This is a genomic window from Priestia sp. SIMBA_032 (assembly GCF_046535215.1).
Taxonomy (GTDB): domain Bacteria; phylum Bacillota; class Bacilli; order Bacillales; family Bacillaceae_H; genus Priestia; species Priestia aryabhattai.
Window position 1 is genome coordinate 1 of sequence record NZ_JAWRXD010000941.1, and the last position, 261, is coordinate 261.

1 pseudogene is annotated in these 261 nt (G+C 35.2%); it reads right to left on the reverse strand.

The features are described 5' to 3' along the window. A pseudogene (locus tag SB717_RS37105) lies at window positions 1-261 on the reverse strand (S-layer homology domain-containing protein); the annotation flags it as partial.

Sequence of the window (261 nt, forward strand, 5' to 3'; positions counted from 1 at the left end):
TTCCTCATTTTCTTTTTGAACAATAGCATATTTAGCTGTAGCTGGATCACCTGGTATTGAGCCTATAAACATAGGTGCATAAATGGTAACTGTATCCCCAATCTGGATATTTTTAAGTACCTCTGGGGAAGAAACCATAGCGTATACACTTGAGTTTTTACTAGAAACCACCAATCCATCTTCCGTTTTTTCAATAACTTTACCTGAAAGTTTTTGATGTTGAGCCAGAGCATTTTGTTCTTTTTTATCGACTTCTGATAT